We start from the raw sequence: 5,024 nt of genomic DNA on the forward strand, positions 1-5,024 counted from the left end.
TCACGAAGCGGGCCTCCCTCGTAGGTATGTCGCGATAATGGCAGCATCGACCGCGCACGATGCTGCTTCGGCTGATTCTTCCGCCTAGCGTGACAGTGATCGGACGCTTGCCCCCTGCGCTGCCCCGTCGTTAGCTAAGAGCGTCGCGCAGCCACGCTCAGTAGTGCCCCGTAGAGTGGTGTAACGATCCCGGCCAGTAAACGTCAGCGTGGCCACCGGGATCTTCCTTCGAGGAAACTCTCACATCCCACTCGAAAGGCGTCACACCGATGACCACTCCCTCTATTGTCGACCCTGCCACCGTCCTCACCAACGCGCTGGGCGACGCATCACCGGATCTGATGCGCACCCTGCTGCAAACCATGATCAACACCCTCCTCTCAGCCGAAGCAGATGCGATCTGCGGCGCCGAGTACGGGAAGCCCTCTGCTGACCGAGTGAATTCCCGCAACGGATACCGCACCCGTGAACTCGATACGCGTGTCGGAACCATAGACGTCGCGATCCCGAAGCTCCGCTCCGGCACGTACTTCCCCGAGTGGCTCCTCGAACGTCGCAAACGCTCAGAAGCGGCGATGATCACCGTCGTCGCTGACGCCTACCTCGCTGGCGTCTCAACGAGGCGGATGGACAAACTCGTGAAGACCCTTGGCATCCATTCCCTGTCGAAGTCGCAGGTCTCCCGAATGGCCGCCGATATGGACGAGCATGTGCGTGAGTTTCGCACGAGGCCGTTAGGTGAGGCCGGCCCGTTCACGTTCGTCGCGTGCGACGCACTCACGATGAAAGTGCGTGAGGGCGGGCGGGTGATCAACACCATGGTGCTCGTCGCGACCGGGGTGAACGCTGACGGGCATCGGGAAGTCCTGGGCATGCAAGTGGCGACCGCGGAGACCACGATGGCGTGGAACGGGTTCTTCGCAGACCTTGTCGCGCGCGGCCTCACCGGGGTGAAACTCATCACCTCTGACGCGCACGCTGGCCTCGTTGAAGCGATGCGCGCGAACTTCCCTGGGACGTCGTGGCAACGGTGTCGCACGCACTACGCTGCGAACCTGATGTCAGTGACCCCGAAGAGCATGTGGCCGGCGGTGAAAGCGATGCTGCATTCCGTGTACGACCAACCCGACCAGAAAAGTGTTGAGGCCCAATTCGACCGGCTCCTGGACTACGTCGAGGACAAACTCCCCGAAGTGCACGACCACCTCGATGCTGCCCGGGCTGACATTCTCGCGTTCACCACGTTCCCGAAAGATGTGTGGCAGCAGATCTGGTCGAATAACCCGAACGAGCGCCTGAACCGTGAGATCCGCCGCAGGACCGATGTGGTGGGGATCTTCCCGAACCGGGCCGCGATCACCCGCCTCGTCGGGGCCGTTCTTGCGGAGCAGTCTGACGAATGGGCCGAGGGTCGTCGTTACCTCGGTCTTGACGTTCTCGCGAGGTGCCGCCTCACGCTCGTGGGTACCGACACTATCGGCCAGCACCATGAGCTCCCCGAGCTCGGGGCCGCAGCATGAGCGCCCCCACTCCTGGGCTGTACTCCGACACCGTGAGTGAGCTCGTCGCGAGCATCTGCAATCACAACGAAAACTAGCCCCCACATCCTTGAAGGATCACGAAACGGTTACACCACTCCACGGGACTTGACCCCACGCTCGCCTTCCTTGCCGGTCTGCGGCTTCCAGGGAACCACCGGGTTCTCGGCCGCTTCCGTCAAGGAGGTGATTCGCATATGAGCGAGTCAGTGTCAGGTCAGTCGGCGAACAGTCTGGGCTATGGCCCGGTGAAGACGCTTGCTGTCAGGTTGAGTGAGTCGACCCGTGCGCAGTTGGACATCATTGCCCAGCTGAACGATCGCACGGTCACCGATGAGATTCGCCTGGCGCTGGAGGCGTGGATCGAGAAGACGAAGTCGGATCCTTCCGTGCTGGAGCGTGCGCAGGCTGTGCGCGACGAGATCGAGCGGGATGCCGCTGTCAGGCGGGATGCGATCGCGGCCATCTTCGACACCGGGGCCCCCGGTGCGAAGACGGCCAGCCCGAAGCGTCCAGCCAGTAGCTGATCCCTGCTCGCCCACAAGGGGTGGTCGGTTCGGGATGGAGGACTTCACGGTTCTCTCCCGGCCGGCCACCCCGTAACCCCTTGTTCCTAGTGCGTCTTCGTTTGCGTGCTGCGACTTGAAGAGAACAGCCCTGTTCTCGGTCGCTTACGCAAAGGAGGAAGGACCATGGTGCAAGCTATCGTGATCCCCGCGAACGACACCGAACCGATCGAGCCGAGAGATCTTCGAACGCTCGAGGACTATCAGGCCGAGGTGGGCGGCTGGATCGAGCATGTCGACCTGCCCGAGGTCGGGGTGACGCTCGTGGTGAACGAGAACGGCATCGCCCAAGCGTTGCCGTTCAACCGAAGGGCGACGTTCTTCTGGTGGTTCCACCAGGGCTACAGGCGCCGACGGGTTCGGCTTGTCGGGAACGTCGTTCTGGTGGGCCTCGAGGGCACGGACGGTGACCCTACCGACATCCCTACCCCCATCGCCGAACTCCTGCTCGTCCCGGGCGAATTCGCTGTCGAGGCGCGGCGCGCTGGCGATCAGGAGTGGCGCAGCGACCCGAGCCTCCATCCGAACTATGTCGAGGCGCTGGTCTGGGCCTGCATGGTGAAGGAACTCGGCGAGACGGGCCTCGAGCTTCGAGTCACTCGGGCCGAAGGTGACACCGCATCGGAACCACCCTGCTGAGAACACCTGCCCTACCTGTGGCGGCATCCGCGTGTGGACACCTGGCTATCTCGCCAGCGAGTCCACCGCGGATGCCGTCAATTTCACTTTCCGGGGCTTAGCCGCCGTGGACAGATCGCCCGTCGAAGGTGTAAATGAGATCGTCGGCTTGACGCAACAGAAATCCGCTCAAGAGGCGGAAGGTCGCTCTAGGACGCCTCATCAAGCGCGCGAGAGTCAGCGGCGGACTTTCGGTCACGCCACGTGGCGATCGCGTATCGGCGCGTGGTATCCAGCGCAAGGTGGCACCCCGCCGCGAAGAGTGGGTATGCGAGTTCCGCCGCGACGCCTGTGAGTTTGCCGATGTGCACCTGGGACGCTAACCCTCCGGCGACACCGCCACCGCCGTTTGCTTTCGTGCCACCCCCTAGGATCGCGTAGGCCGCGTTGTAGCGCGCTGCGCCGTGGATCGTCTTTACAGGTGTACCAGTGCTGGCAATGCCGTCCACAGCGCGGTTGTAGCGCCACTGCTTCGCCGCGTCGCTCGCACCACTTCCGATCCCCTCCGGGGAGCTCGGCACAGGTATGTAGGCATAGAGCGACTCTCGAAAGGCGCTCGCGAGTCGAGAGGCGGACATGCCGCACAGCGTAGCAGCGCGAGATCTAGGTGCGCCGCTGAAATCCATGTGTGCAGATGTCTTCCCTGCCCGGCTGCACGGGCTATATGGTCGTCGGCGACGACCCGAGGAGAAGACGCCATGACCGAACCCGAACGGTACGAGGCCGTCCCCTGCCCGCCGTGGTGCGAGCAGCTGCAATGCCAGGAGCCCCGGGCAGAGGACCGGTTCCACCAGCTAGCTCGGACGGTGCCGGTCACGCTTCGGCGGCGCTACCCAACCGGAACCGGCGTCGATGCCCGACCCGGGTCTGCGGAACTGAACGTGGTGGTCTTCGCCAGCGCGACCAGGCCGGACGAGACGTGGGGGTCGATCGACGTTGGAGAGTGGTCCTCGACCATAGCCGTGACCGTCGAGAGCATGCGCCGGGTGCATGCGGCCCTGGGTGAGGTGCTGAGCGTCGCCGAGGCATGAGAAGAAGAAGGGGCGGTTCCGCATGATCTGCGGGACCGCCCCTCGTGTGCTGGAACGGGTTAGGCCCGCGCCTTGCGTCTGCGGGCGTTCGTGACCGTGAGGACGGCTCCTGCCCCCAGTGTGGCCACAGCCCCAGTGGCGAGCAAGACTGTCGCCGTGGCATCGAGCCCCGTGGCGGGGAGCATCTGAACGACGGTGAGGTCGAGCCAGACAGAACCGGAGTCGGCTCCTCGGATCTCGATCTGGTGGGCGCCGGTCGGGACGCTGGCGGGGATGACGACGCTCTGGCTGATCGTCCCGGTGGCGCTGGCTGTTCCAGACCACAGCTGGACGGGCGTGGAGTGAATCCAGATCTGGATCGGCTCGTTCGCTTCGAACCCTGCCCCATTGACGGTCAGGGAGTGGTCTTGCCCGACGGTGGTCTCGGAGAGGCTGCCGGAGGGTTCGGTCGGGGTGGGGCCAGCGGGGACGGTGTAGATGGCTTCGGGGCAGCCGAACCCACCGATCCAGATCTCCGACCCGACGGGCGCGGTGACAGTCGTCGTTCCGGTGTCTCCGGGAGCGATGACGAGCATGCCGAGGTCATCAGGGTTGGTGATCCCGATCGGGTAGTCCATCTCGTACGAGTTCACGTTATAGATGGAGATCGTGATCTTCGTCGCATCACTCGGGTCTTGGGTGAACGTCACCGTCGGAGTGGCCGCGGACAGGTCGATGGTCGAGCCCGCGTCCAGCCAGACCGTGGTGGGTCCGCCTTCCTGGGCGTTGATCGCGGTGAAGGGAATGCTCGACAGATCCCAGTAGGTGTTGGGCAGGCGGGTTGGCACCGTGACCGTCAGGAGCGACCCGTCCGCATTGGTGCTGGTGTCGAGTTCGACGGGGCGGATCTCCCCATCCTTGCCGCACTGCCCCAGCTGGCTCCACGGCGTCGTCCCGACCATGTCATCATTCGGGCCGGTCGTCCACAGGTTCTCCGGACCGGAGATCGTGAAGCTCTGACCGGCGGCGAGGGAGATGGGGTCGGGGTCTGTTCCGTAGTGGTAGTACTGCGGCGGGTCGGAGTCTGGTAGCGGGCCGACGACGACGGCATGAGCATCGGCGGCGGATGCCGCGCTGCCTCCGGCCAAAAGGAGGGCGGCGGTTCCGGCCGCCACGGCGGTGCTGGCGGCGAGCCGGGTGAGGCCGGTTCGGGGGCTGTGGGGCGGTTTCCG

At 64.6% G+C, this 5,024-nt stretch carries 5 protein-coding genes and 1 pseudogene; 4 read left to right on the forward strand and 2 right to left on the reverse strand.

The genetic code is table 11. The annotated features are described in order from the left end of the window. The first annotated feature begins 269 nt into the window (after positions 1-269). The 3 genes from Q1V87_RS16060 to Q1V87_RS16070 all read left to right on the forward strand — a co-directional run bounded on the left by Q1V87_RS16060 (position 270) and on the right by Q1V87_RS16070 (position 2,743). On the forward strand, positions 270-1,520 hold the full coding sequence (locus tag Q1V87_RS16060) for an IS256 family transposase (protein WP_193591830.1): 1,251 nt from the start codon (positions 270-272) through the stop codon (positions 1,518-1,520). 215 nt (positions 1,521-1,735) lie between these two features. Further along, on the forward strand, positions 1,736-2,065 hold the full coding sequence (locus tag Q1V87_RS16065) for a hypothetical protein (protein ID WP_300595131.1): 330 nt from the start codon (positions 1,736-1,738) through the stop codon (positions 2,063-2,065). 165 nt (positions 2,066-2,230) lie between these two features. Next, complete coding sequence (locus tag Q1V87_RS16070; RefSeq protein WP_300595133.1) at positions 2,231-2,743, forward strand: DUF3846 domain-containing protein; 513 nt, start codon at positions 2,231-2,233, stop codon at positions 2,741-2,743. 188 nt (positions 2,744-2,931) lie between these two features. On the opposite strand, the gene Q1V87_RS16075 is transcribed toward Q1V87_RS16070, so the two are convergent. After that, the gene (locus tag Q1V87_RS16075) at positions 2,932-3,360 is read right to left on the reverse strand and encodes a hypothetical protein (protein ID WP_300595135.1); all 429 of its coding nucleotides are present in this window, start codon (positions 3,358-3,360) and stop codon (positions 2,932-2,934) included. A 120-nt stretch (positions 3,361-3,480) separates the two neighbouring features. Here Q1V87_RS16075 and Q1V87_RS16080 point away from each other — a divergent pair, with 120 nt between their 5' ends. Next, on the forward strand, positions 3,481-3,813 hold the full coding sequence (locus Q1V87_RS16080; protein WP_300595137.1) for a hypothetical protein: 333 nt from the start codon (positions 3,481-3,483) through the stop codon (positions 3,811-3,813). Positions 3,814-3,872: 59 nt separating this feature from the next. Here Q1V87_RS16080 and Q1V87_RS16085 read toward each other — a convergent pair. After that, a pseudogene (locus tag Q1V87_RS16085) lies at positions 3,873-5,024 on the reverse strand (hypothetical protein); the annotation flags it as partial.

It is taken from the genome of Microbacterium sp. (genome assembly GCF_030149085.1).
GTDB lineage: Bacteria > Actinomycetota > Actinomycetes > Actinomycetales > Microbacteriaceae > Microbacterium.

What these genes read in the sequence shown, in the direction of transcription:
- Q1V87_RS16070 (WP_300595133.1), top strand. Translation starts at nt 2,231, where the DNA reads ATGGTGCAAGCTATCGTGATCCCCGCGAACGACACCGAACCGATCGAG.
- Q1V87_RS16060 (WP_193591830.1), top strand. Translation starts at nt 270, where the DNA reads ATGACCACTCCCTCTATTGTCGACCCTGCCACCGTCCTCACCAACGCG.
- Q1V87_RS16080 (WP_300595137.1), top strand. Translation starts at nt 3,481, where the DNA reads ATGACCGAACCCGAACGGTACGAGGCCGTCCCCTGCCCGCCGTGGTGC.
- Q1V87_RS16065 (WP_300595131.1), top strand. Translation starts at nt 1,736, where the DNA reads ATGAGCGAGTCAGTGTCAGGTCAGTCGGCGAACAGTCTGGGCTATGGC.
- Q1V87_RS16075 (WP_300595135.1), bottom strand. Translation starts at nt 3,360, where the DNA reads ATGTCCGCCTCTCGACTCGCGAGCGCCTTTCGAGAGTCGCTCTATGCC.